The sequence below is a fragment of the Pantoea sp. NGS-ED-1003 genome, from assembly GCF_000738765.1.
In the GTDB taxonomy this organism is placed as follows: Bacteria; Pseudomonadota; Gammaproteobacteria; order Enterobacterales; family Enterobacteriaceae; genus Pantoea; species Pantoea septica.
Genome location: NZ_JPQA01000002.1, coordinates 463,437 through 487,662, shown reverse-complemented (window position 1 = coordinate 487,662; position 24,226 = coordinate 463,437). Strand labels below are relative to the sequence as shown.

Genomic DNA, 24,226 nt, shown 5'->3' with positions numbered 1-24,226 from the left:
CGCATGCCAGGATGAAAAAAAACTAACAGCAGGAAAACAGAATGGAAGACGCGGTAAAAAAAAGTGCTTTAGTGGTCAGTGCGCATTCTGCTGATTTTGTCTGGCGCGCAGGCGGCGCCATTGCGCTGCACAGCGCACGCGGCTATGAGGTGCATGTGGTTTGCCTCTCCTTTGGCGAACGCGGCGAATCAGCGAAGTTGTGGCGCAAAGGAAACATGACCGAAGAGAAGGTAAAACAGCATCGTCGCACCGAAGCGGAAGCGGCGGCTAACGTTCTGGGCGCCAGTATCGAATTTTTTGATTTAGGCGATTACCCACTGCGAGCCGATAAAGAGACGCTGTTCCGGCTGGCGGATGTATATCGTCGCGTTCAGCCGCACTTTGTGCTGACGCATTCGATTGCCGATCCCTATAACTATGACCATCCTCTGGCGGCCCACCTCACGCAGGAAGCGCGCATCATCGCTCAGGCTGAAGGTTATCGCCCGGGCGAACCGGTGGTCGGCGCGCCGCCAGTTTACTGTTTTGAGCCTCATCAGCCCGAACAATGTCAGTGGAAGCCGGATGTGCTGCTCGATATTACCCCTGTCTGGGATAAAAAATACGAAGCTATTCAGTGCATGGCGGGCCAGGAACACCTGTGGGAATACTATACGCGCGTAGCGATGCAGCGCGGCGTGCAGGCGAAACGCAATACGGGCATTACTTCAGCGCGTGTCATCACGCACGGCGAAGGGTATCAAAGCCTGTTTCCGCGCGTGACGGAGGATTTGTCATGAGTCTGGTGAATAAAAGGGGCGTAGTGGTTCGTCATATCGAGCGTGCCGGCGACGCGTTAGTTAAACAGTTCGCACGGTATGGCGTGGCGACAGTTCATGAAGCGCAGCAGCGGCAAGGCCTGCTTGATGTACGAGTGCGGCCTCTCCAGCAAAACGTGACTGTCTCAGGTAGTGCCGTCACCGTGCTGGTCTCTCCCGGCGACAACTGGATGTTCCATGTTGCGGTCGAACAGTGCCAGCCGGGCGATCTGCTGCTGGTGGCGCCGACATCAGATTGTTATGACGGTTTTTTTGGCGATCTGCTCGCCACCTCCTTAAAAGCGCGCGGCGTCGTGGCGCTGGTGGGCGATATCGGCATCCGCGACAGCCAGACGCTGCGCGAGATGAATTTTCCCGTCTGGTCACGCGCTGTGTATGCCCAGGGCACGGTGAAAGCAACGCTGGGGTCCGTGAATGTGCCGCTGATTTGCGCCGGTCAACTGGTATATCCGGGGGATATCGTTGTCGCCGATGACGATGGCGTAGCGGTTGTGCCGCGTGCCAATGCCGCCGCAGTAGCGCAGGCTGCGCAGCAGCGCGTCGTCGCGGAAGAGGGAAAGCGGATGCGTCTGGCGGCCGGCGAGCTTGGCCTGGATATTTATCAGATGCGCGCGCAGTTAGCGGAAAAAGGATTGCGCTACGTTGATTCGCTGGATGAACTGCAGAAGATATCGCCATGAAGCAAACCCTGATTCCCTGCGTAATGATGCGTGGCGGCACGTCCAAAGCCGCCTGCTTTCTGGCCAGCGATCTTCCCGCAGAGACGCGACTGCGCGATGAGGTCCTTCTGGCGGCGATGGGATCGCCCGATCCGCGGCAGATCGATGGCATTGGTGGCGCCGATCCCCTGACCAGCAAAGTCGCGATTATTTCATCCTCATTGCGTGAGGATGCAGATGTCGATTACCTGTTTGCCCAAGTCAACGTAGATAAAGCGGTGGTGGATTATGGTCAAAACTGCGGCAACATTCTGGCTGCCGTGGCGCCTTTCGCCGTTGAGAAAGGATTGATAAAAGCGCAAGGCGCGGTTACGCAAGTGCGCATTTACATGATTAACACGGGTCAAATTGCGCAGGCGCGCATCGCAACGCCGGATGGCGCCGTTGAGTATCAGGGTGAGACGAAGATCGACGGTGTACCCGGTACTGCTGCTGAACAGGTGCTGAACTTTCAGGATATTGCCGGTTCCAGCTGCGGCTCGCTACTGCCCACAGGCAATGCGCGCGACAGGTTCGACGGCATTGACGTGACCTGTATCGATAATGGGATGCCCGTGGTATTGCTGCGCGCCGCCGATCTGCAACGAAGCGGACTGGAAACCCGTGAGCAGCTGGACAGCGACGATGAACTGAAAGCGCGGCTGGAGTCCATTCGCTTACAGGCTGGGCCGCGCATGAACCTGGGCGACGTAGCGAAACGCACCGTCCCCAAAATGACCCTCATCGCGGCGCCGGAAAAGGGTGGTGCGCTGACTACCCGCACTTTTATCCCTCATCGCTGCCATGCCTCCATTGGCGTATTGGGCGCGGTCAGCGTGGCGACAGCCTGTCTGATACCGGGTTCGGTGACGGAAGGGCTGGCGCACGTTAGCGAGGCGCGCGAACAGCGTCTGGCAATAGAACATCCCGAAGGTGAGTTCAGCGTAATGCTTACGCGGGATGAGTCGGACAACGTTATAAACAGCGGGCTGATTCGCACCGCTCGTTTGCTGTTTGAAGGACGTATCGCCATTCCCGGTTCTGTCTGGTCAGGCAAATAAGGAGTCGAAAATGACGCGTGTAGCCATTATCGGTTTTGGCGAAGCAGGGCAAATTTATGCGCAGGATCTGGCGCGCGCAGCGAATACGCGCGTCTGGGATAAAAAATTTATTACCGGGCAAAGCGACTGGCCAGGTGCGAAAGCGAAACAGGCCGCTGTACAGCCAGCCCGCTCGCTGGCGGATGCGCTGGAAGGCGCTGAGTTTGTGCTATCGCTGGTCACTGCGGGTAACGCGCTGGAAGTCGCTACGCAGGCGGCGCCGTTAATGCAGAGCGGACAACTGTTTCTCGACTTCAACTCCGTTGCGCCTGACACCAAACGCGCGGCGGCAAAGGCGATAAGAGAGGGCGCGGGAGACTATCTGGACGTTGCTGTCATGGCTCCCGTTCCGCCCCAACGGCTGCAGACACCGTTGTTAATTAGCGGTGAGGCAGCTGCTCGCGCCGCCGTCGCTTTATGCGCTATGGGGTGCAATGCCCGAGCCGTTAGCAAACGCATCGGAGAGGTATCAGCCATAAAAATGTGTCGTAGCGTGATGATCAAGGGGCTGGAAGCGCTCACGACCGAATGCCTCAGCGCCGCAAAGCAGTATGGCGTAGAAGAGGCGGTACTCGCTTCGCTGCACGCCAGCTTTCCCTCTCTGGGATGGGACGATCGGCTGCCGCATTATTTTATTAGTCGTGTGGCGGAACATGGCGTCAGACGCGCAGAAGAGATGGGTGAAGTGGTCAAAACGCTGCAAGATGCAGGCGTCGCCGCGCTGATGAGTCAGGCTATCCAGCAAGTGCAGGCTGGGTTGCCGGCCAAAATGGTTGAGAAGGGCGTAAGTTATCAGGAATTACTTCCTTTCTCCTGGCAAGATACGTTAGAGCGTCTGGCTAAATAGTTTTATCCGGTTTTAAAAAATATCCGCGACGAATAATACCTTTACAGAGGTAAGCACAATCACGCAGATACCGAATTTTTCATAATTACCTTTAATAAACCCTATGATCTCAGCGCCTGTCTGAGAGGCTTTTCTATTTTTAATGCAAAGGCAGGTCAATGATGAAAGCAGGATGGTATGGCGAGTTAACTCAGAGTGAGAAAAAAACGTGGTGGGCCTGCCTGGGCGGATTCACGCTTGACTCAATGGACAGCACAATATATTCGCTGGTTATGCCCATATTACTCAGCCTGTCAATTCTGACTAAGTCGGAGGCCGGTGTGTTAAGTTCCGCGTCGCTTATTGGCAGCGCGCTCGGCGGATGGAGCGCGGGCATGTTAGCCGATCGCTGGGGCCGCATACGGGTTATGCAGTTAACGGTTTTATGGGTCGCCTGCTTTACGGCGCTGACCGCGCTATGCGGCGAATTCTGGCAGTTTTTGACGGTGCGTTTTCTACAGGGATTAGGCTATGGCGGGGAGGTGGTCGTCGGCGGCGTGTTAATCAGCGAAGTGATCCGTGCAAGCTATCGCGGCCGCGTCGGCGCCTCTATTCAGAGTGGCTATGCGCTTGGCTACGCTATCTCCTTAGCGGTACTGCCCGTCCTGCTTAATTTCTTTCCACAGGAGGTTGCCTGGAAGCTGTTTTTCCTTATCGGTATCGTTCCGGCTATTCTCGTCTGGTTCATTCGCCGACTGGTTCCAGAGTCGCCTGTTTTTGCACACAGCGCTGAAAACCAGCAAAAGAAAAAAATTACCGACATCTTTCATCAGCAGCATCGCCGGATAACCGTGACGGCGACCATTCTGGCCAGTGGGATATTTGGCGGTGCATATATTATGATTACCTGGCTGCCAACCTATTTACGGATGGAGTTAGGGTTACCGGTTGTCTCAATGTCTGGCTATTTGGCTATCAATATTATCGGCTCACTAATTGGTCCTTTTATTTATGGCAGATTAAGCGATAAGTTTGGGCGCTGGAAAACTATTATTGTTTTTCTGCTGGGTCAAATATTGGTCGTAAGCATATATCTGTTTGCGGCTATTAGCCTGGACATGACGCTGGCGCTGGGGTTTTTCATGGGAGCATTGCAGGGCGGGTTAGCTTCTGGTTTAACGCCTGCTTTTTCGGAGCTTTATCCTACATACATACGCGGAAGCGGCGCCGGATTTTGCGCCAGTTTTGGTCGAGGATTCGGCTCACTTATGCCCGCGCTGGTCGGCATCCTGTCCAGCCAGCTTCACTTAGGCTATGCCATGGGCATGCTGGCTATCGCATCATATCTTATCGGCATTACCGCTGCGCTGTGCCTGCCGAATGCAACCGGAGTTGATCTGTCGAAGATAAATTAATGACGTCCTCAGGCTGCGGCTGGCTACTCAGGCTTCCTTATTGTGCACAGCGCGAAAAAAATCGCGTTAAGGCGTCCGCGACGGCATCGGGTTTCTCCTCGGCAAGGAAATGCCCGCACTCCGTAATCGTTTCTCCGACAACGTCAGCGGCAAACGCGCGCAGAAGGGCAGACATATCCGGGACCGACCCCTGATCGGCGCTTAAACCCAGCACCGGCATGGTGAGTTCGCCTTTTTGCGCTAACGCCCGGTTTTGCTCAGCGGATAGCGCCGCCGAGCGGTAAAAGGCCAGTCCTGCTCGCATGCCGCCGGGCGCGCCGTAAATCCTCAGATACTCGGCGATCTCCTCTTCCCCATAGCAAGCCGGACTGGCCGTCTTCGTCCAGAAAAACCACTCCAGATAGGCGCGTTCACGCCCCTCAAGCAGGATCTCAGGGAGATCGGGCACGGCGTGAAAAGCGAAGTGCCAGGTCTTCCAGGCATCAGGGGAGGCGGCCGGGAGCCTGTCCGGCAGCGTTACACCAGGGATGCCGGCATCCATCAGCGCCAGCGCCTCCACCTCCTGCGCGAACAGATGCGCATAGGGAAAGGCGACCCATGCGCCGACGTCATGAGCGGCGAGGCGGTATCGCCTGACGTCCAGATGAGCCAGAAGATCGTGGGTGCGGCGAGCGATGGTCTGCGTATCGTAGCCGTCCAGCGGGCGATCGCTGTCGCCCTGACCGGGCAAATCGAGCGCGATAATATGGAAACGGCGACCCAGCTGCGGCATCACGTGACGCCAGGCGTACCAGCTTTCTGGAAAACCCGCCATCAGCACCACTATCGACTCTCCTGGCGCGCCGCCTTCGACGTAGTGAAAGCGTAAACCGTCGACGGTGGCGAATTTGTGGCTGAAACCCTCAGGCGCGGTCGGCATTGAACCATGGATCATGACGTGTTCCTTCTATGCAATGAAAGTAGGGTAGCGCTGCGGGTTGAACACGGCGGCAGGCATGCCTCAGGCACGCTGCTTAGCGAAATTAGGAAACGATCATATCCTAATTGTGCCTGTCGGAGCGCGTCAAGCGTCATTGCGACTTTTCATGCAGGGACTGATTTCAGGCGATCAGGGGATTATATTTTCATTTTTTTTATTAAAAAATCGATAAAAATTCGGCATTTAAGTCGAATGCGATGGTCGCCGGCATAGACTATCGTTATATCCTGCGCCGGTAAGGCGTAGTCCGCAAAAAGCTGAATCAGCTTGCCTGCTTCACGCTCCTTGCGAACCATCCATTCAGGAAGAATGGCTACGCCAAGACCGGCGATAGCCATTGATTTAATGGCGGTTGACGAGTTGGAGTGGTATTTCGCTATGGCGCGTATTTCTGTGGAAGTACCGTCTTTATGGCACAGCGTCCACTGCGTCGGCGTCTGTAGATTACTATTAGCAATCCAGGGTGCGGTGTTTAAATCCTTGATAGAGCGTAATGGATTATTTTCCAGCCATTCAGGCGAGGCGACCAGCAAAATATCATAGCTGGCTAACTTTCTGCTTTTTAATTCCGAATCACGTAATGTGCCAAGGCGAATAGCTAAATCAAGGCGATCGGAAACGAGATCATTCAGAGATGAGTCTGCGTAAAAATTAATACCCAGGTTGGGGTGTAGCTGACAGAACTCTCCAGTCAGCGGAATGATATATTGTTCGCCGAATTCCGTGATTGACGTAATATTTAACGCGCCGGAGAGCGACCGATGGCTGTCAGATACATTTTCCAGCGAGCTCTGGATATTAATGAAGATTTCGCAGAAATCTTTGTATAGCGCTTCACCCGCTTCAGTCAGGATAATACCGCGCGAGTTGCGAATTAACAGCTGAACCTTAAGCGCCTCTTCGAGCGATTTGACATGAATGCTTGCCATGGCTTTGCTGATAAAGAGACGTTCTGCCGCGCGCGTAAAGGAACCGCAGTCGACCACCGCGATAAATGTCTGGATTCGGTTTAAATGGTTAAACATTAACTGTTAATTTTAAGTAAACACCGCGTTTAATTTAATTTAATCGACTCTCAACGTCAAGCCGCCTTAGACTCCGCGTCGGAGGTCACAATGACGTATCGCTATCGCATTGCTTGTGTTTTTCTTGCTGGTTTTTTTATCGACTGTATCAATATATTTATGTCGGCTATCGCCTTGCCTGACATATCGCGCGAGTTACAGGTCTCAGCTTCCAGCGTTGCCTGGGTAGCTAATAGCTATATTCTTGGTTTAACGCTTATTATTCCGCTTAGCCACTGGCTCGCCAGCCGCTTTGGCGCGCGTCTGACGATGACAGCTTCAATGCTGATATTCTCTGCTGGCGCACTGCTCTCTGGGCTTGCCGACCATTTTGGCAGCCTGGTGTTATTCCGCTTTATCCAGGGTGTGGGTGGAGGCTTGCTGATTCCCGTAGGGCAGGCGTTAACCTTTGACCTGTTTAAAAAGGATGAAAGAGCCAAAATTTCTACGCTGGTGATGGCTGTCGCCCTTATCGCCCCAGCCATTTCACCGGCTGCTGGCGGGGCAATTGTCGACCATTTCTCCTGGCGCTGGGTCTTTCTCTGCAATATTCCTTTCAGCCTCGTGACCGCTGCGCTGGCGCTGCTGTGGATCAAACCTGAAAAAAGCGTGGCGCCACGGCCCGATATCGTTGGCCTGATCATTATCAGCCTGGCGCTGACGGCTCTGCTGTCAGGCATGTCCTTATATGCTGATTCTGCTCACCAGAGCTTACCTTTGGGGCTGGTTCTGGCGGGCATAACGCTGGCTTTTGCTTATGTGCTGCACTACCGCCGCCAGGCTAACCCTGTGCTGGATTTAAGCGTGCTTGGAAACGCGCATATGCGTTTTTCGGTCATCGTTTATTACGCGGTGCCGGGCATCTTTACCGGGGTCAATCTGCTTAATATTTTTTTCGTGCAGGAGGTGCTGGGCTGGACAGCGAGCGAAACGGGTCTGCTGATGGTGCTCTACGCCGGCGGATCGTTCTGCGCGATGACGCTTTGCGGCCGTTTGTATAACCGCACCGGCGCCGCCCCCCTTTTTCTTGCTGGTCTACTGCTTCACGCCGCTGGTATTGCAATGCTGTCGGTCACCGAGGCGCCACACGATCTTCTGTTTCTTGTTTGCGCTTATCTGCTCATGGGAACCGGGGGCGGTATAGCGGCCAACACCGCCCAGACCACCGCGATGATGGATTTTGAAGGGGATCGCCTTGCACGCGCCAGCACTATCTGGAATCTGAACCGTCAAATTTCTTTCAGCACAGGCGCAGCGGTTTTTACCCTGTTATTCAACCTGCTGCAGAAGTCCACAACGATGACGTCAGCTTACCATTCCGCGTTTCTTATTGCCGCCGGGCTAGGGTTACTTCCTCTGCTCGGGCTCATCAATCTTACCCAAAAATCGGAGGTCTTATGCGATCGGAAAGAGAGTTAATCGCCCATTACAGCGTGACTGAACTGCATCAGTGGATTGAAGAGGTATTTACCGGGCGCGCTGGGTATCCCTCAGCCCTTGATCGGCTGCTCGCCAGTTTCAGCGACTCTTTCAGCATGGTTACCATGAAGGGACAGCCTGTCGGCTTATCTGAAGTGGAAAGTCTGTTCCGTAACAACACAGGAATACGGCCAGACCTGCGTATTGAGACGGACGCCTGCGAAACGCTCGACCAGTCGGAAACGTCGGTAACCTGTCGCTATCGCGAAACGCATCATGAAAATGGCGCCACGCATGTCCGCTGGTCGATCGCCATTATTGAGTTTGAGTCAGGCCAGCCTCGCTGGCGCTACCTGCAAGAAACGGCGGTAGCGGAATCATTATGAAACGTTTTGTCATCACGACTATTCGTTCTCTGGGCGAAGCCGTTCGCGAGTTCACTCTCGACGCGGATAACAATGAGCTGGCTTTGCTCACGCCGGGAGCGCACTACCGCTGGCAAATGCCTGACGGGATCGGCGCGCGGTGTTATTCCTGCGTCATGCTCGAACTGCCCGCGACCGCGCTGACGTTTGCTGTGCGACTCTCGCCGGACTCGTTAAGCAGCGGCTATCTGTCAGGTCTGGCGGAGGGGGACATCGTCACTCTGGAGGGGCCGTTCAATCATTTCCCACAGCTATCCGCGCCGTTGGATGGAAGAGATATCGTTATCGCCGGCGGGATTGGGGTAACGCCCCTGACGGGGATCGTCACGCGTCTGGTCGCCGCCGGGCGCCAGCCTGAATGCCATTACTTTGCCTCTTCTCGATCCCATGCGGCTTACTCGGATCGCCTGGAAAGTCTGACGCAAGCGAGGTTTCGTTTGCACACCTCAGAAGGCCCACGCATCACTATTGAGGCGTTGCTGGGTAAGCTTCAGCGCAACGATCGCATTCACGTTTGCGGACCGGCGCGTTTGTTGAGTGCGGTGCTGGACTACTGCGATGCCCATGATTTTCCCCGCAGCCATCTTGCATTTGAAATCTTTAACGCTCTTCCCACTGAGGCTGAAACGGGCGGTTATGAGGTCGAGGCGACAGAGACGGGGGTAAGGTTTCAGGTCACTCGCGGTCAGTCTCTGCTGGACGCGCTGGAAGAGGCCGGTCTGGAGCCCCTTTACGATTGCCGACGAGGGGAATGCGGACTCTGTGCGCTTGAGGTCGTTGAGGGAGAAGTCGAGCACCGCGACTTTATTATGACGCCGCAGGAAGCGGCAACCAGCCGGACAATTTATCCCTGCGTTTCCAGAGCTAAAGGAAGCGTTCTCAAATTAGCTTTATGAGTTAAGCCATGAACCTCAACAACCTTTTTCGCGGCAGCGAAATCCATAAATCCGCCTACCTTGATCAGACGCTTTTTCTCACGGAGCAAAAAACTGTCTTTGCGCACAGCTGGCTTTACCTGTGCCACGCCAGTCAACTCCCCGCTGCGGGGGATTATGTTACCGTTGAGCTTGCGGCTCAGCCCCTGGTCGCTATTCGTCAAAAAGCAGGTGACATCGCCGTCTTGTTTAACCGGTGCCCGCATAAAGGCGTCAAGGTTTTAGCCGAATCCTCAGGCAACTGCGGTCGCTTTCTACGCTGTCCTTACCATGCATGGACGTTTAAGCCGACAGGTGAACTGCTGAGCATTCCTGTGAAAAATGAATACGATCCCTGTGTGATGTCCGCGTGTGAAGCAGTCCAGGGCATGGCGCGCGTCGAAAACGTCGTCAATTATCGCGATTTCATTTTTGTGCGTCTGAGTCAGCACGGCCTCTCTTTTGAAGCGTTTTACGGCGATGCGCTTTCTACCCTGGACAATATGGTCGATCGCTCTCCAGCTGGCCAACTTCGTGTCGTCGGCGCGCCGCTGCGCCATCGCCATCGATGCAACTGGAAAATGGTCATGGATAATCAGACTGACACTTGCCATCCCATGGTGGCGCATGAATCTTCAGCAGGAGAAGCCGTCAATCTCTGGGCGCAGTCAGCGCGGCAGGCTGAGCAGCCGATGGCGGTGGAACTCTTTTCTCCGTTTATGTCCTCGCACGCTTTCTTTGCTGAAATGGGGATTCGCATCTGGCCAAACGGACACGGCCATACGGGAACACGTAATTCAATCCACAAAGATTATTCAGCCATCCCCGGTTACTGGGAAAGTATGGTTGAAAGCTATGGCGAAACCCGGGCCCGGCAAATTCTCGATGATACGCGGCACAATACCGTCTACTTCCCCAACCTGATGGTAAAAGGCCCAATACAAACCCTTCGCATCATTCGTCCCGTCTCGGCCACCGATACCCTGGTCGAATCCTGGATACTGGAACTGGTTGGCGCACCGCAGCAGATGCTGGAACGAACCGTTCAGTACAACAACCTGATCAATTCCCCCTGTTCCATGGTGGCGCATGACGATGTAGAGATGTATGAACGCGCGACGGAGGGGCTGCAAAGCCAGGCAAGTGAGTGGGTCAATATCGCACGTCTTTATCAGGCGGATGAGCAATGGAACCGCACGGCCGTCACCTCAGGAACCAGTGAGATTGCAATGAGAAACTTCTATGCCATGTGGCAGCATATGCTGGAGGAACATCATGTCTCCTGAACATGTTTATAAGCTGCTGACCGACCTGATCTATAACGAAGCCGAACTGCTGGACGAGCAAAATTACGATGCCTGGATGGCGCTTCTCTCTGAGGATTACAGCTGGTGGATGCCCCTGCGTCATGGTCAGCCTGATCCTTTAACCGAGTCTTCGCTGCTTTATGAGGATCGTTTTGTCACGCAACTACGCGTTAATCGCCTGCGCAGCGCGCGTAATTTTTCTCAACAGCCAAAGAGCCGCAGTCAGCACCTTTTGCAGCGGCCGGTGATTGCCTGGCGCGAAGGCGAGCTAAAGGCTGCGGCCGCTACTCAGGTCATCTATAGCGAAAGCCGCGGCGAGCAAGAGTGGCATTACGCTGCCCGCATTGAGCATGCGTTTCGTCTGGTGGAAGGGCAATGGCTAATCGCTGCGCGCAAAACGATTTTGCTTAATCTTGAACGTCCTCTCGACAGCCTCCAGTTGATCATCTGAGAACACCTATGACATCTCCATCACATGAAAACGGGGCGGCGCATGCTTTCCCCTATATTGATACGCTATTTGATTACGGTGATTTTCTTGCGCGAGCGCAGTCGCAGGGAGGCATCGGCCAGTGTCCAGAGAGCGAAAGCGCGCCTCGCGTCGCTATTATTGGCGCCGGCTTAAGCGGGTTGATCGCCGCGCGTGAATTGCTTCGGGCGGGAATACGCCATGTGACGCTGTTTGAAGCTGAGCAGGGCGGCTATGGCGGTCGACTGCTCAGCCAGCGCTTTGATCCTTCTATGCCGCACTATATTGCCGAAATGGGGGCTATGCGCTTTCCTCCCACGGAAGTCGGGCTGTTTCACTATTTAAACCATTTCGATATTAGTACCGCATCCGCTTTTCCAGACCCGGGCATTGTCGATACCGAAATCCACTATCAGGGACAGGCATTTGCCTGGCGCGCTGGCGCGCCGCCGCCCGCGCTGTTTCAGAAAGTCGATAAAGGATGGCGGTCGTTTATAAAAGAGGGTCTGACTCTGGATAACGGCAAGGTGGTGGTTGCGCCCGCCGCCATCACGCAGGCGCTGAAAGAGGGAAGGCTCGCAGACGCAAAAGAGGCGTGGCAATGTTATCTGGATCTGTTTGGCGACAGCTGTTTTTACTCGGCTCTGGTTCGCATTTTCACCGGCAAAAAATCCGCCCGGCGGGGAGCCCTGGCTTAAACCCACCGATTTTGCCCTGTTTGGCTCGCTTGGCATCGGCTCCGGTGGTTTTCAGCCCGTTTTCCGCGCTTCTTTTATTGAGATCATGCGGCTGGTTGTCAATGGTCTGGAAGAGGATCAGCGGCTTGTGCCGGCAGGGATTGCTACGCTCACTCATCGCATGGGCGAAGAGCATATTGACGGGCAGCCGCTGTCGGGCCGCATCCGCTATCAAAAAGTCACGGCTATCGTAGAACGCGACGATAAGCTGTTCGACGTTGTGACCGCCGAGGGCGGTGCTACGCTGTTTGACCGCGTCATTGTTACGGTATCGACGCGCGCGATGCAGATCGCTTTAAAGCTCTCTCAGCGCCCGCAATGGCTCTCGCCAGAGGTCTCGCGAGCGATAAATGAGACGCATCTTATCGGTTCGTCGAAGCTTTTCTTGCTTACCCGCGACAAGTTTTGGCTAAAAGAGAAACTGCCGCACACCATTCTGACAGATACGCTCGCGAAAGGGGTCTACTGCCTTGACTATCAGCCAGGCGATCCCGACGGACACGGCGTCGTGCTCATCAGCTATACGTGGGAAGATGATTCGCACAAGCTGGTCACGCTGAAGGATAAAGAGACTCGTCTGGCAAGGCTTGTCGAGGAGCTCAGCCAGACCGCGCCAGATTTCGCCCGCCACCTTGTTCCAATGAATAACGATCCAAAATTTATTCTGGAGTATGACTGGCTGACCAATCCTCTCTCGATGGGGGCGTTCAAACTGAACTATCCGGGCGACGACCGTTATTCAGAAGCGCTCTTTTTCCAGTTCCAGAGTGCCGTCAAACCTGAGACCGACAGAGGAATATACCTCGCAGGATGCAGCTGCTCCTTTACCGGAGGGTGGGCGGAAGGGGCCGTACAGACCGGGATCAATGCCGCGTGCGCCGCTATCTCTAGTCTGGGTGGTTCGTTGATACCTTATAATCCGCTGCACGCCATGGCGCGCCATTTTCACTACTGAGAGCGACACGTTCATGCTGACTAAACAACCTGGCTCTTTGGCCGCTGAGGTGGCCTCGAATCGCCACCCGACCGGATTAAAAGAGAATCATCTGTACCGACTGGAACGCTACCGTGAAACGCTGTCGCTTAATGCATTTATTGCTTATGACCCACAGCGTTTGAACGGTGAAGCGGCACCTGCAGAGAGCACCCACGCGCCGCTTTTTGGACTGCCTTTTTCCTGTAAAGATAACATCAACGCTCGCGGATTCGCGACGACAGCAGGTACGCCGGGACTGGCCGATTTTCTGCCTGAAAAAGACGCTCCCGTTGTTGCACGCTTAATCGAGCAGGGTGCAGTGCTGTGCGGCAAAAATAATATGCATGAATTATCGTTTGGCGTGACCTCATGTAACGGCACCTGGGGCACGGTAGGCAATCCCGTTCATCCCGGACATCTTGCTGGCGGAAGCAGCGGGGGGTGCGCGGCTGCCGTTGCTGCCGGCGCCAGCGCTTTCGCCGTCGGGACCGATACCGGGGGATCGGTGCGTATTCCGGCCTCGCTATGCGGTCTGTCAGGGTTCCGTCCGACCACCGGACGCTACTCGTCTGTCGGCATCGTGCCGGTTTCCCACACTCGGGATACGCCAGGCTTTATTGCGCCCGGCGTTTCCGATATCGTGCTGCTCGACGCCGCCCTCATGGGTGAAAAGCCGGTTGAGCCAGTTATGCCGCGCCGCGTGGGGATTCCTGAGCGCTTTCTGTGGCAGGAACTGGATATATCGGTAGAGAAGCGATGCCGGGAGGCTGTCGCCAGGCTTGAGGCTCAGGGCGTGGAGGTCATCAGACTTGATGACAGCCATCTTGGCGAACTCAATGCGTCAGTTCAGTTCGCCGTTCCGTTTTATGAGTTTTTTATCGATTTCCCTCGATTTCTGCTGGCGGAAGGGCTCGAATGGCGATTTCACTCCATTCTGGAACAGCTGAGCGATGACCAGGTACGTAATCTTCTTCAACGGCAGCTGCAGCAGTGCAGCGTTTCCTGGGATGACTATCTGGCAGGCCTGTGTACGACAGGCGATGTGCGCACTGCCTGGCAAGAGATGTTTTCTGAACATCAGCTTGATGTTTTACTTTACCCAACCGTGAGCTGCGCAGTGCCGCGCCTGACAGATGCGCACGATCCTGCTGTTTTTGAAAAACTGGTTCGCAATACGGATATCGCAAGCAGTGCAGGCGCGCCCAGTCTGACTTTGCCGGTTGGAAGAGCAGGCGAACTCTCCGTCGGTCTTTCTGTGGATGGTCTGCCAGGAGAGGATCGCCAGCTAATGAGTTATGCTCTGGCCGTCGCTCGCCTGGTGCAGGCTTAATATTTTTTATCGGAATACGTAATGACAGAAATAGCATTAACCCAGCGTCAGCCTTCAGTATGGTGGGGCGCGATGATTATCTGCGGGACGGTAGTTGGCGCCGGTATGTTTACGCTGCCAGTGGTCATGGCCGGCGCCTGGTTCGGCTGGTCGCTGCTGATACTGCTAGTAAGTTGGGGATGTATGCTGCTGTCGGGACTGCTGTTTCAGCATGCGAGCCGCTATTTTCCGCTCGGGTCTGGCTACGACACGTTAACCCGATCGCTGTTAGGACGCCGGTGGGCCGCGCTAAATGGCCTGAGTATCCTGTTTGTACTCGGCATCCTGACCTATGCCTATATTTCGGCCAGCGGGCCGGTCTATCAGCATTCGCTTAACAGCGCCGGTCTGCCTGTCTCCACCGCGGGCGCGAAAGCGATCCTGACGCTGTGCGTCGCCATCGTCGTCTGGCTGGGCACAAAAGGGGTCAGCAGGATCATGACCTTTTGCGTGCTGGCCAAACTTCTGCTGCTGGTAACGGTCTTCGGCGGGCTGCTCACGCAGGTCGATCTGCTTACGCTTGCCGACGCCGGCAACGGCGAGGGCGGCTACTGGCCCTATGCGTTCGGCGTCCTGCCGTTTTGTCTCGCCTCGTTTGGCTATCATGGCAATATCACGGGCCTGATAAGCTACTATGGCGGCGAGCAGAAGCAGGTCAGGCGCGCGCTGGTTTACGGCACCCTGATGTCGCTGATTATCTATCTGTTCTGGATTACCGGTACGATGGGCAATCTGCCGCGCGCCGCGTTTCCCGCCGTGGTGGCGGCTGGTGGAGATATCGCCGCGCTGCTCGCCGCTTTACGCGATCGCCTGCATGTCGGCGCGCTGAGCTTTATGATGACGCTGTTTTCCCATTTTGCGGTGATTGCTTCGTTTTTGGGCGTAACGGCTGGCCTTTTTGACTTTATCGCCGATCGCCTGAAGCTCGGCGATACGCCGTTGGCGCGCTTTAAGGTGGCTCTGCTGACCTTTGTGCCCGCGCTGAGTGCTTCATTATGGTTTCCAGACGGCTTTCTCGCCGCTATCGGCTTCGCCGGGCTGTTCGCTACGCTCTGGGCGGTGATTGTGCCGGCGTTACTCTATATCAAAGCGCGCAGGCGCTTTGCCAGTCAGGAAACAGCAGGGGCGCTGAGCATCTTTGCGCCAGCGATAGTGATAGCTTTTGGCGTGTTAAATATTCTGGCGTGGACGCTGAGCTGGCTCGGTATGTTGCCCAGATTTAGCGGATAGCGTTTCAATAACGGGCCTGCTGCCGTTGTTGTCAGCCAGGCCGGTTACTTTCATTACCCACTAAATATCCATGCCATTTTCCAGCAGGTTGCGGGCGATCCTTATGCTCGCTTTCTGCTCGTCTTCGCGTAAACCTTCCAGACGGCCTTCCTGTTGAAAAGGGAGGGAGAGCAACCGTATAAGCACAGCATCCTGACCATCAGTGATATCGCATTTAACATAATCATGATTATGCGCACTTTATTATATCAGGACAGCATCCGACGTTGTGTCGGTTTTGTTTTGCTGGAACAGATTTCAACCAGTATTTCGCCCTGATATGAACGGGTTAAACCCGCTTCCTGTAACATACCCAGCTGCATTGCATTTGATTTTATTTAAATGCAATATTCTTCTATTCATTACTTAACGCTAAGCATAAATGAAAATAAGCGCCCTGACTGAGCGACTCTCGCAGAAAATAGTTGGCCTGATCGATACCGGCAACATTGCACCGGGCGCGCACCTGAGCGTGCCTAAACTGGCCGAAACCTTTGACGTCTCGCGCTCGCCGGTACGCGAGGCGCTGGTCTATCTCGAACAAAAAGGCGTTCTGCAGCAAAAGCTTAATCGCGGCTTTTTTGTTAAAGAGGATTATGCGCCACAGCAGCATGACGAAGCGGCGCCTGCCGACGGCAGCGACCTGCCGGAATATTATCAGCTGGCGGAAGACTGGCTGCAGGACAATATCGACGCGGAAGTCACCGAACTCTATCTGATGAAGCGCTACAACCTGACCAAAAGCCAGCTCTCGACGCTGCTGGCGCGCGGCATCAGCGAGGGCTGGGTTGAGCGAAAACAGGGTTACGGCTGGCGTTTTTTGCCGGTGGCGAAAACCAAAGCGGCGCTGGAGCATATTTTTAGCTTTCGCATGGTGATTGAGCCGATGGCGATTCTGGAACCGACCTTTAACGCGCCGCAGGAGAAAATCGACGAAATACGCCGCGAGCTGGAGATGCTGGTCGACAACGGCATTGAGCGACTCTCGCCAAAACAGCTGCAGCTTGCTGGCTACCGCTTTCACGAGACGGTAATCGCCTTCTCTAATAACCCCTTCTTCGAAATCTCGCTGCGCAACGTCAACCGCATGCGCATGCTTATGGACTACCGCATTATGGATGACCGCAGCCGCTATTACGCCGAGGTCAAAGACCACCTGCGCCTGCTGGGGCTGATTGAGTCGGGGCAGCGTATCGAAGCCTCATATATGATGAAGCAGCATCTGGCGGTGGCGCTGGAAAATAAAAAAATGCGCCGTATCAGCGCAGAAATCTGAATAAAAAACGGCTCATTTTCTGAGCCGTTTTTGCTTATGCCGCCGTTGAGTAGACAGGATAAAGCCCTAACAGCAAGCCTGTCCCCAGGAAGATCATGCAGAGCAGAAACGCCCATTTGAAGGTATATTTCTGATGATCGCTAAATTCGACGCCCGCCAGCCCCACCAGCAGATAGGTTGACGCCACCAGTGGACTGAGAAGATGCACCGGCTGGCCGACCAGCGAGGCGCGACCAATTTCGATCGGTTCAATGCCATAGGCTTTCGCCGCTTCCGCCAGCACAGGCAGCACACCGTAGTAAAAGGCGTCGTTCGACATGAAGAAAGTGCCCGGCAGGCTGATGAGCGCAGTGATCGGCGCCAGATAGGGTCCCCACGACTGCGGCAAAATAGCCAGTAGCGAACCGGACATCGCCGTCACCATGCCGGTGCCGGATAAAATTCCGGCGAAAATGCCCGCGGCGAGAAAGATCGAGGTCTGGTTAAGCGCCGCCGGTGCATGGGCGGCGATACGCTGACGCTGCGCATCCAGACGGGGATAGTTGATCAGCAGCGCCAGTGCGAAGGCGACCATAAACAGCACCGACAGCGGCAGTAGTTCCATCACCAGCGACGCCATAAGTATTAGCGTCAGGCCGGCGTTCAGCCAGAACAGTTTCGGCCGACGCAGCTCTTCGTTAACCTCATTAATCGCGGGCAGATAGCTCTCTGCGTCCTCTTCCACCACCGAGCCGTCGGTGCGAGTCTGAATGCTCAGTTTGCCCAGGCGACGACGCTCGCGAATGCCGATATACCACGCCAGCACCAGCACGCCGACAAAGCCGCACACCATCGACGGGATCAACGGAATAAAGAGATCGCTCGACTCCACTTTCAGCGAAGCCGCTACGCGCGCCAGCGGCCCGCCCCACGGCAGCAGATTGGTGATGCTGCCGGCCAGGAACACCACGCAGGTTAAAGAAAGTGGATCGAGGCGGATGCGTTTAAACAGCGGCAGCATCGCGGTGACGCAAATCATATAGGTGGTGGAGCCGTCGCCATCCAGCGAAACCATCGCCGCCAGCACCGCGCTGCACATAACCGCTTTCACCGGATCGCCATTAATAATCCGCAGGAAGAAGCGAATAATGGGATCGAATAAGCCGGTATCGAACATGGTGCTGAAATAAAGAATGGCGAAGATCACCATAATGGCGGTCGGCGCCACTTTCTTTAATCCCTCTATCATCATCTCGCCCATCTCGCCGCCGAAACCGGCAATTAACGCGAAGATAATAGGAATAATCGTCAGTGCGACCAGAGCAGAAAGCTTTTTAGTCATAATCAGGATCATAAAGACCACGATCATGCCGTAACCCAGCAAAGAGAGCATAAGAGCCTCCGGCGCCCTTATAAATAAAGGCGCGAGTAAAGTTGTCGTCGTTATATTTTTTTTCAGCGCGGGAAAGTTAACTCATGTGCATACCGCCATTGACGGAGAAGTTCGCGCCAGTGGCGTAGCCCGATTCATCAGAGGCGAGCCAGGCGCAGATTGAGGCGATTTCCGACGGCGATCCCAGTCGCCGCACCGGAATCTCCTGCACGATCTTGTCGATCACCTGCACCGGCGTGACGGTTTTCAGCTTGCTGGTGGCGAGATAACCCGGCGACACGGTATTCACGGTGACGCCGCGCGCAGAGACCTCGCGCGCCAGCGCGCGGGTGAAACCGCGCACCGCATATTTTGCCGTGGAGTAATTCACCTGACCGACGGTACCGATTTGCGCGTTAAGCGAAGAGATATTGATAATGCGTCCCCAGCCGCGCGACATCATGCCGTCGATCACCTGACGCGTGACGTTAAACAACGAATTCATATTGGTATCGATAACCGCTTGCCACTCCTGTGGCTGCATATCACGGAATAACGCATTACGCGCAGTGCCGGCATTATTAATTAGCACGTCTACTTCGCCGATCTCACGCCGGATCTTTTCAAAGGTTTTAACGGTGGAGTCCCAGTCGGCGACATTGCCTTCCGAGGCGATAAAGTCGAAGCCCAGTTTTTTATTATCATCCAGCCAGGCCTGTTTTCTTTTTGAATCAGGACCGCAACCGGCAATAACTTTAAAGCCGTCTTTTGCCAGCCGACGACAAATCGCCGTGCCGAGACTGCCCATTCCAGAGGTGACATACGCGATACGTTGGGTCATACCCTTACTCCCAGATGCATTTTTTTAACATTCGTTCACTTCGCGTTAACAGTAAGCGGCGTGCCCGCTTTTTCTGCAATCTGCCCGCGTCGAAAATGTGAACAGGATCGGCTAATTTATGCTTTTAAAGATATGTAAATGCAATAATGCAGTTTTTGCAGCACCACTCCCTGCTCCGTATCAGCACCATGAAAAGCGTATTAATGGCGACAGAGAAGGGATTGTCGCGCTGACAGGCAACTATCGTGATATCCATCACAAGAAGAATTTTGCACTTATATTAATATAAATGCATAAATTTAGGGGGTTAGCATGATGTATGCCTATGTAGGTTGCCGCACATCCGCCTGGCGCGGCGCGCGCGGAAAAGGGATAGAGGTTTATCAGGTGCTGCCATCCGGTGAATGGCGGCTGATTCAGCGCGTCGAATCGGTGCAGGAGAACCCGTCATGGCTGACGCTGGATCCACTTCGCGATCGACTTTACGCGCTGCACGGCGACGGGGATGTGGTTGCGGTCTGGAAGCGCAATCAGGAGAGCGGCCTGCTGAGCCTGCTAACGCAACAGACCACGGGTCCGCGTCATGCACATCCCGATCTCGATCCGCAGCGGCGCAACAACCCGGTTGGCGCGGCGTTGACGCCTGATGGCCAACATCTGCTGATCGCCAACCATGAAGGGGGCAATATCGCAGCGCTCGCCATTGACGAACAGGGCCTACAGCCGCCTCACTCGCTGGCGCGCATTCCCGGCCACCCTGCCACGCCGGAAAGCCTCTCTCGACCGCATGAAATCGTCTTTGCGCCCAACAGCGATCTGTTCGCCGTGCCGATACAGGGACGCGCGGCGGGCAACGGCATTGATATGATCCGGCTTTACCGCTGGCATAAGGGTAAAGCGTGGCTGCTGGATGAAATCAGGCTCGCGCCTGGCAGCTGGCCGCGACACGTCGACTTTCATCCCAGCGGAAAATGGCTTTACTGCCTGAGCGAGCTGAGCAGCACGCTGACGGTACTGGAGGTGGATGCCCAGCGCGGCGCGCTAAGGCTAAAACAGACGCTGAGCGCGCTGCCGGAGGGCTATCTGACACGCAGCGACGCCAGCGAAATAGAGGTGCATCCCAGCGGCCGCTTTGTTTATGCAGCAAATCGCGGCCATGACAGCATCGGCGTGTTTGCGGTCGATGCACGCGACGGCACACTCAGCGTCATAGACTGGGTGGAATGCGGCGGCAAAACGCCCCGCTTCACCACGCTCTCGCCCGACGGACGCAGTTTCTTCAGCGCCAACGAGGAGTCCGATACCATTCAGGCGTTCGACGTCGATCTGCAAACCGGGCGGCTGCACAAGCGTCAGCAGACGATTGTCACGCCCAGCCCCACCTGCATCTGCTTCGCTAGCGCAGATTAACCACGCTGTCTGACGACTCCTCTTCCTGACCGCCCCGCCTGTTGGCGGCGGTCAGGCTTTCAATCAGGGTTTTTACCGACGGCGACGCCAGCGCGTGCGCCTTGACGCCTACCAGCAACTCCCGCCTCGCCCAGGGTTCAGCCAGCGGAATGGCGCGCACGCCGCTGTGCAGCGACGCAGGCGCGATCTCGTTGACTGGCAGGATAGCGATGCCGAGCTGCTGGCTGACCAGCTCTGCCATCGAAATAAAGCTGCTGACGCGCAGCCCGATGCTGAGCGTTCGTCCCAGCCTGCGCGCCTCGCGTGCCAGAATATGGCTCACGGCACTGTCGCGGTGCGGCCCCACTATTTTCTCATCCAGCAGATCGGCCAGCTGCAGTAACTTACGCGACGCGAGCGGATGATCGTGCCACACCAGCACGGAGAGCTGATCCTGCTGCCACGGCCAGACGTCGATGCCGGAGGCGGTGGTCCAGCTGGAGAAAATGCCCAGATCGGCGTTGCCTTCCAGCAGCCCCTGCACCACGCCGACGCCGGTCTGCTCTTCAATATCGATATCGGTTTGCGGATAGTGCGTCAGAAACTGGCTGATGGCGCGCGGCAGGCAGTGCATCAGCGCCGCTGAAATGGTGAAGATGCGAATATGCCCGCGGATGCCGGCGGCGTAATCGCTCAGCTCCTCTTCCATCTGTTCCAGATTGCGAAAAATCTGGCGCGCGTGATAGAGCAGCGAATGGCCCGCTGGCGTCAGCTCGATGCCGCGCGGCAGGCGCAGCATCAGCTGGGTACCCACCTGCTGCTCCAGTTCGGCGATGCGTTTGCTCACCGCCGATACCGCCGTATGCTTGCGCCGTGCGGCGTGGGTCAGGTTTTGCGTTTCCGCCACGGCGACAAAAAGAGATAACGAAACCAGATCGTAACGCATGGTCAGCCTTTCAGGGTTTGCTGGATAACAAAGGGCAAAATACCGCCGTGCAGCAGATAAGCAAGCTCCTGCTGTGAGTCAATCACCGCCGTCAGCGCAAACTCGCCGAGCAGCCTGCTATCTCGACTGACGCGCAGTTGCAGCGGCGTGCTGCCGGGCTGTAAATGGTCCAGCCCGATAAAGTCCAGCGTTTCGCTGCCGTCCATTTCCGGCAGACGCGCCGCCTCGCCCGCGCAGAAGTGCAGCGGCAGGATCCCCATGCCAATCAGATTGGTGCGATGGATGCGCTCAAAGCTCTCCGCCACGACCGCCTTAACGCCCATCAGCGCCTGCGCTTTCGCCGCCCAGTCGCGGCTGGAGCCGGCACCGTAACGTTCGCCGGCGAACACCACCAGCGGCACGCCGCGCGCCAGCCAGCTCTGCGCCGCTTCATAAGCGGGCAGGATCTGCTGACGATCGGCATCCCAGGCAAAACCGCCACCGCCGCGTTTTTCCGGCGGCAGCAGCCGGTTCGCCAGCGCCTTGTTGGTGAAGGCGCCGCGCACCATCACCTCATGATTACTGCGGCGCGTCGAATAGAGATTGAGATCCTGCGGATCCTCATGGTGTTCCAGCAGCCATTTTCCCGCCAGGCTGGTAGGCGGAATAGCGCCAGCGGGCGAAATATGATCGGTAGTGACGTCGTCGCCGAACCACAGAAAAGGCCGCGCCCCGCGTAGCGTCAGCGGCGCGGCGGGATCGCGCGGCAGACGCTGCAGATAACCGGGACGACGCAGATAGGTCGACTCCGCCTCCCACGGATAGTGCATGCTGCCCGGCGCGGCGATCTGCTGCCAGTGCGGCGTGCCCTGCCAGATAATGTCGCGGCGCTTGACGTAAAACTCCCGCTTGATGGCGCGCTCGACCCACTCTTCCACCTCTTCCCGCGTCGGCATCAGATCGCGCATGCGGAGCGGCCGCTGCTGCGCGTCGTAGCCCAGCGCGTCGTGGATCATATCATGGGCAATATGGCCTGCCAGCGCCCAGGCGATCACCAGCGCCGGAGAGGTGAGGTAGCCGTGCCCCAGGCTGGGATTGACGCGGCGGGGAAAGTTACGGTTGCCCGACAGCACGCAGACCGCCTGTAAACCTTCGTTCACCAGCGACTCCATAGCAGGCTGCAGCGCGCCGGAGCTGCCGATACAGGTCATGCAGCCGTAGCCGGTCACGTCAAAGCCGATCTTCTCCAGCTCGCTCAGCAGACCGCAGGCGCTGAGATAGTCGGTGACGGCGCGCGATCCCGGCGAGAACGAAGTCTTCACCCAGGGTTTGGGCTTCAGGCCGTGACGCGCGGCGTTGCGCGCGAACAGCGCCGCCTGGATCACCAGCCAGGGATTGGCGGTGGTGGTGCAGCTGGTAATGGCGGCAATGGCGATAGCGCCCTGCTCAATCGTCTGCGGGTATGCGGCGTGCTGCCAGCGGCGGTTACGCGCTTCAGCCTTCAGGCTGTCGCGAAAGCTTTCGGCAGCGAGGCCCAGCGGGACCTGCTGATGCGGATTCACCGGCCCCGCCATACAGGGCTCGATGCTGCCCAAATCGAGCTCGATTAACTGGGTGAAGTCGGGCGTCGGCGTCTGTGGCGTGCGCCAGAGATGCTGCTGCTGCATATAGGCGTGAATGATCGCCTGCTTCTCTTCGCTGCGTCCGGTCATCTGCACGTAATCGGCGCTGCGCTGGTCCCAAGGGAAAAACACCACCGTGGCGCCATATTCCGGCGCCATATTGGCGATGGTTGCGCGCGACTCCAGCGGCAGCAGATGCAGCGACGGGCCGGTAAACTCGACGAACTTGCCGACCACGCCCTTTTCGCGCAGCAGCCGGGTGATATGCAGCGCCAGATCGCTGTCGCTGACGTCCGACGCCAGCTCGCCTGACAGCGAAATGCCGATGACCTCTGGAAAGCGCAGCGTGACCGGTTCGCCCACCAGCGTCGCCTGCCCTTCCAGTCCGCCGACGCCCCAGCCCAGAATGCCCAGCGCGTTGATCATCGGCGTATGGCTATCCGTTGCCACCATGCAGTCGGCGTGCAGCAGCGGCACCTCTTCCTGCGCATCCACCGTGACAATCTCTGCGATCGCTTCCAGGTTCATCAGGTGAATAATGCCGGTGCCTGGCGGGATCACGCGGAAGTTATCAAGGCTCTGCTCAGCCCAACGAATAAAGCGGTAGCGCTCGGCGTTGCGACGAAAGTCGAACTGCAGGTTCTGCTCCAGCGCGTCGGCGGAGGCGTAGCTTTCGACGATCACCGAGTGATCGATGGTCAGCACTGCTGGAATATGCGGATTGATGCGCTGCGGATCGCCGCCGAGTTCGGCGGTGAGATCGCGCATCGCGGCAAAGTCCGCCAGCGCTGGCAGGCAGGTGGTGTCGTGAAACATCAGGCGGTCGGGATAAAAGGCGACCTCTCCAGCCGCCTCTTCGCCCTGAAGCATACGCAGAAAATGGGGCAGCGCCTGCGGCGAGCGCAGCGCGACGTTCTCCAGCAGAATGCGCAGGCTGAACGGCAGGCGCTGTAGCCGGTCGAGCGGCAGCAGCCGGGTCAGATCGAGAAAGTGATACTGGCGGCCATCAATGACCAGCATTGAGCGTTCCAGAGATA

20 protein-coding genes and 1 pseudogene are annotated in these 24,226 nt (G+C 56.4%); 15 read left to right on the top strand and 6 right to left on the bottom strand.

Annotated features, from left to right (window positions below; genetic code table 11):
• Positions 1-41: 41 nt before the first annotated feature.
• The 5 genes from galB (at position 42) to JS46_RS05715 (ending at position 4,857) form a co-directional block, all read left to right on the top strand.
• Positions 42-779 carry a 4-oxalmesaconate hydratase gene (gene galB / locus JS46_RS05735; RefSeq protein WP_033748854.1) on the top strand — a complete coding sequence of 246 codons (738 nt, stop codon included), beginning with the start codon at positions 42-44 and terminating at the stop codon, positions 777-779.
• Positions 776-1,498, top strand: a complete 723-nt coding sequence (locus tag JS46_RS05730) for a 4-carboxy-4-hydroxy-2-oxoadipate aldolase/oxaloacetate decarboxylase (RefSeq protein ID WP_033748853.1) — start codon at positions 776-778, stop codon at positions 1,496-1,498. Before galB ends, JS46_RS05730 begins: the two co-directional genes overlap by 4 nt.
• Positions 1,495-2,577 (top strand): 4-oxalomesaconate tautomerase, encoded by a 1,083-nt coding sequence (locus tag JS46_RS05725; protein WP_033748850.1) that lies wholly within the window; start codon positions 1,495-1,497, stop codon positions 2,575-2,577. Before JS46_RS05730 ends, JS46_RS05725 begins: the two co-directional genes overlap by 4 nt.
• A gap of 10 nt (positions 2,578-2,587) precedes the next feature.
• Positions 2,588-3,463, top strand: a complete 876-nt coding sequence (locus JS46_RS05720; protein WP_033748849.1) for a DUF1932 domain-containing protein — start codon at positions 2,588-2,590, stop codon at positions 3,461-3,463.
• A 158-nt stretch (positions 3,464-3,621) separates the two neighbouring features.
• Positions 3,622-4,857, top strand: a complete 1,236-nt coding sequence (locus JS46_RS05715; protein ID WP_033748847.1) for an MFS transporter — start codon at positions 3,622-3,624, stop codon at positions 4,855-4,857.
• A gap of 37 nt (positions 4,858-4,894) precedes the next feature.
• Here JS46_RS05715 and JS46_RS05710 read toward each other — a convergent pair whose 3' ends face one another.
• On the bottom strand, positions 4,895-5,791 hold the full coding sequence (locus tag JS46_RS05710; RefSeq protein ID WP_033748845.1) for an alpha/beta fold hydrolase: 897 nt from the start codon (positions 5,789-5,791) through the stop codon (positions 4,895-4,897).
• Between the two features lie 182 nt (positions 5,792-5,973).
• Complete coding sequence (locus tag JS46_RS05705) at positions 5,974-6,861, bottom strand: LysR family transcriptional regulator (protein ID WP_033748844.1); 888 nt, start codon at positions 6,859-6,861, stop codon at positions 5,974-5,976.
• Positions 6,862-6,903: 42 nt separating this feature from the next.
• Between JS46_RS05705 and JS46_RS05700 the strand changes: the two genes are divergently transcribed.
• The 9 genes and pseudogenes from JS46_RS05700 to JS46_RS05660 all read left to right on the top strand — a co-directional run bounded on the left by JS46_RS05700 (position 6,904) and on the right by JS46_RS05660 (position 17,061).
• Positions 6,904-8,319 (top strand): MFS transporter, encoded by a 1,416-nt coding sequence (locus tag JS46_RS05700; protein ID WP_255351568.1) that lies wholly within the window; start codon positions 6,904-6,906, stop codon positions 8,317-8,319.
• On the top strand, positions 8,298-8,705 hold the full coding sequence (locus JS46_RS05695) for a hypothetical protein (RefSeq protein WP_033748839.1): 408 nt from the start codon (positions 8,298-8,300) through the stop codon (positions 8,703-8,705). Before JS46_RS05700 ends, JS46_RS05695 begins: the two co-directional genes overlap by 22 nt.
• Entirely contained in the window at positions 8,702-9,640 is a 939-nt protein-coding gene (locus JS46_RS05690) for a flavin reductase family protein (RefSeq protein WP_033748837.1), read from the top strand. Before JS46_RS05695 ends, JS46_RS05690 begins: the two co-directional genes overlap by 4 nt.
• Before the next feature lie 8 nt (positions 9,641-9,648).
• The gene (locus tag JS46_RS05685; protein ID WP_033748835.1) at positions 9,649-10,944 is read left to right on the top strand and encodes an aromatic ring-hydroxylating dioxygenase subunit alpha; all 1,296 of its coding nucleotides are present in this window, start codon (positions 9,649-9,651) and stop codon (positions 10,942-10,944) included.
• Positions 10,934-11,416, top strand: coding sequence for an aromatic-ring-hydroxylating dioxygenase subunit beta (locus JS46_RS05680; RefSeq protein ID WP_033748833.1), 483 nt, complete (start codon positions 10,934-10,936; stop codon positions 11,414-11,416). The genes JS46_RS05685 and JS46_RS05680 overlap by 11 nt, the downstream gene beginning before the upstream one ends.
• A gap of 8 nt (positions 11,417-11,424) precedes the next feature.
• Positions 11,425-13,126: pseudogene (locus tag JS46_RS24785) on the top strand (NAD(P)/FAD-dependent oxidoreductase).
• Between the two features lie 13 nt (positions 13,127-13,139).
• Positions 13,140-14,477, top strand: a complete 1,338-nt coding sequence (locus JS46_RS05670) for an amidase family protein (RefSeq protein ID WP_051905579.1) — start codon at positions 13,140-13,142, stop codon at positions 14,475-14,477.
• A gap of 21 nt (positions 14,478-14,498) precedes the next feature.
• On the top strand, positions 14,499-15,746 hold the full coding sequence (locus JS46_RS05665) for an aromatic amino acid transporter (RefSeq protein WP_033748832.1): 1,248 nt from the start codon (positions 14,499-14,501) through the stop codon (positions 15,744-15,746).
• 421 nt (positions 15,747-16,167) lie between these two features.
• Entirely contained in the window at positions 16,168-17,061 is an 894-nt protein-coding gene (locus JS46_RS05660) for a GntR family transcriptional regulator (RefSeq protein ID WP_033748829.1), read from the top strand.
• Positions 17,062-17,095: 34 nt separating this feature from the next.
• Here JS46_RS05660 and JS46_RS05655 read toward each other — a convergent pair whose 3' ends face one another.
• Positions 17,096-18,433 carry a CitMHS family transporter gene (locus JS46_RS05655; RefSeq protein WP_033748827.1) on the bottom strand — a complete coding sequence of 446 codons (1,338 nt, stop codon included), beginning with the start codon at positions 18,431-18,433 and terminating at the stop codon, positions 17,096-17,098.
• A 76-nt stretch (positions 18,434-18,509) separates the two neighbouring features.
• A complete protein-coding gene (gene phbB / locus JS46_RS05650) occupies positions 18,510-19,253 on the bottom strand; it encodes an acetoacetyl-CoA reductase (RefSeq protein ID WP_033748825.1) in 744 nt (247 codons plus the stop codon).
• 312 nt (positions 19,254-19,565) lie between these two features.
• Here phbB and JS46_RS05645 point away from each other — a divergent pair, with 312 nt between their 5' ends.
• Entirely contained in the window at positions 19,566-20,663 is a 1,098-nt protein-coding gene (locus JS46_RS05645; protein ID WP_033748824.1) for a lactonase family protein, read from the top strand.
• Here the strand turns inward: JS46_RS05645 and JS46_RS05640 are convergent.
• Complete coding sequence (locus JS46_RS05640) at positions 20,650-21,588, bottom strand: LysR substrate-binding domain-containing protein (protein WP_033748822.1); 939 nt, start codon at positions 21,586-21,588, stop codon at positions 20,650-20,652. The genes JS46_RS05645 and JS46_RS05640 overlap by 14 nt on opposite strands.
• A 2-nt stretch (positions 21,589-21,590) precedes the next feature.
• Positions 21,591-24,209 (bottom strand): aconitate hydratase, encoded by a 2,619-nt coding sequence (locus JS46_RS05635; RefSeq protein WP_235212969.1) that lies wholly within the window; start codon positions 24,207-24,209, stop codon positions 21,591-21,593.
• Positions 24,210-24,226 lie beyond the last annotated feature (17 nt).

Coding starts and splice junctions, on each gene's coding strand:
- galB (WP_033748854.1), top strand. CDS start 42: ATGGAAGACGCGGTAAAAAAAAGTGCTTTAGTGGTCAGTGCGCATTCT.
- JS46_RS05730 (WP_033748853.1), top strand. CDS start 776: ATGAGTCTGGTGAATAAAAGGGGCGTAGTGGTTCGTCATATCGAGCGT.
- JS46_RS05725 (WP_033748850.1), top strand. CDS start 1,495: ATGAAGCAAACCCTGATTCCCTGCGTAATGATGCGTGGCGGCACGTCC.
- JS46_RS05720 (WP_033748849.1), top strand. CDS start 2,588: ATGACGCGTGTAGCCATTATCGGTTTTGGCGAAGCAGGGCAAATTTAT.
- JS46_RS05715 (WP_033748847.1), top strand. CDS start 3,622: ATGATGAAAGCAGGATGGTATGGCGAGTTAACTCAGAGTGAGAAAAAA.
- JS46_RS05710 (WP_033748845.1), bottom strand. CDS start 5,791: ATGATCCATGGTTCAATGCCGACCGCGCCTGAGGGTTTCAGCCACAAA.
- JS46_RS05705 (WP_033748844.1), bottom strand. CDS start 6,861: ATGTTTAACCATTTAAACCGAATCCAGACATTTATCGCGGTGGTCGAC.
- JS46_RS05695 (WP_033748839.1), top strand. CDS start 8,298: ATGCGATCGGAAAGAGAGTTAATCGCCCATTACAGCGTGACTGAACTG.
- JS46_RS05690 (WP_033748837.1), top strand. CDS start 8,702: ATGAAACGTTTTGTCATCACGACTATTCGTTCTCTGGGCGAAGCCGTT.
- JS46_RS05685 (WP_033748835.1), top strand. CDS start 9,649: ATGAACCTCAACAACCTTTTTCGCGGCAGCGAAATCCATAAATCCGCC.
- JS46_RS05680 (WP_033748833.1), top strand. CDS start 10,934: ATGTCTCCTGAACATGTTTATAAGCTGCTGACCGACCTGATCTATAAC.
- JS46_RS05670 (WP_051905579.1), top strand. CDS start 13,140: ATGCTGACTAAACAACCTGGCTCTTTGGCCGCTGAGGTGGCCTCGAAT.
- JS46_RS05665 (WP_033748832.1), top strand. CDS start 14,499: ATGACAGAAATAGCATTAACCCAGCGTCAGCCTTCAGTATGGTGGGGC.
- JS46_RS05660 (WP_033748829.1), top strand. CDS start 16,168: ATGAAAATAAGCGCCCTGACTGAGCGACTCTCGCAGAAAATAGTTGGC.
- JS46_RS05655 (WP_033748827.1), bottom strand. CDS start 18,433: ATGCTCTCTTTGCTGGGTTACGGCATGATCGTGGTCTTTATGATCCTG.
- phbB (WP_033748825.1), bottom strand. CDS start 19,253: ATGACCCAACGTATCGCGTATGTCACCTCTGGAATGGGCAGTCTCGGC.
- JS46_RS05645 (WP_033748824.1), top strand. CDS start 19,566: ATGATGTATGCCTATGTAGGTTGCCGCACATCCGCCTGGCGCGGCGCG.
- JS46_RS05640 (WP_033748822.1), bottom strand. CDS start 21,588: ATGCGTTACGATCTGGTTTCGTTATCTCTTTTTGTCGCCGTGGCGGAA.
- JS46_RS05635 (WP_235212969.1), bottom strand. CDS start 24,209: ATGCTGGTCATTGATGGCCGCCAGTATCACTTTCTCGATCTGACCCGG.